This is a genomic window from Parathalassolituus penaei, assembly GCF_026626885.1.
GTDB classification, from domain to species: Bacteria; Pseudomonadota; Gammaproteobacteria; order Pseudomonadales; family Oceanobacteraceae; genus Oceanobacter; species Oceanobacter penaei.
On record NZ_JAPNOA010000001.1, the window covers coordinates 1 to 727 of the forward strand.

The 727-nt window shown below is 55.8% G+C and carries 1 pseudogene; it reads left to right on the plus strand.

The annotated features are described in order from the left end of the window. Positions 1-727: pseudogene (locus OUO13_RS00005) on the plus strand (transposase); the annotation flags it as partial.

Here is a 727-nt window from a genome sequence, read left to right on the forward strand (position 1 = left end):
ACAAGCCATTATAGAGGTCTGCAATCAGCCGGAGTTCGCCAGTTTGCCACCGTCACAGATCGTCCCGAAGCTGATGGATCAAGGCATTTACCTCGGCTCAGAGTCGAGCTTCTATCGGGTGTTAAGGCTGCCAACCAGCAGCACCATCGCGGTCGCAGCAAAGCACCGGCGAAACGCCCGATCACGACCCATACAGCCACCGCACCGAATCAGGTGTGGTGTTGGGACATCAGTTATTGCGCCAGTACGGTCAAAGGTCGCTACTGGTATCTGTACCTGATCATGGACCTGTTCAGCCGCAAGATCGTTGGTTGGGAAATCCATGACCAGNTCTGTTCAGCCGCAAGATCGTTGGCTGGGAAATCCATGACCAGGAAAGCGGGGAGCTGGCCAGAGAGTTGGTCAGCCGAACGGTAATGAGAGAACACTGTGCGGGTCAGCCACTGGTGCTGCACTCGGATAATGGCAGCCCGATGAAAGCCAGTACACTGAAGGCAAAACTGGATGAGCTGGGTATCCGCAGCAGTCACAGTCGACCACGCGTCAGTAATGACAATGCCTACTCTGAGTCACTGTTCCGGACGCTGAAGTACAGCCCGCAGTGGCCATCAGGCGGCTTTGCAACGCTCAAGGATGCACAGCAATGGATGCTGGCGTTTGCCCGCTATTACAACGAAGAACACCGCCACAGCGGTATCCGCTTCGTGACACCTGACCAGCGTCATCA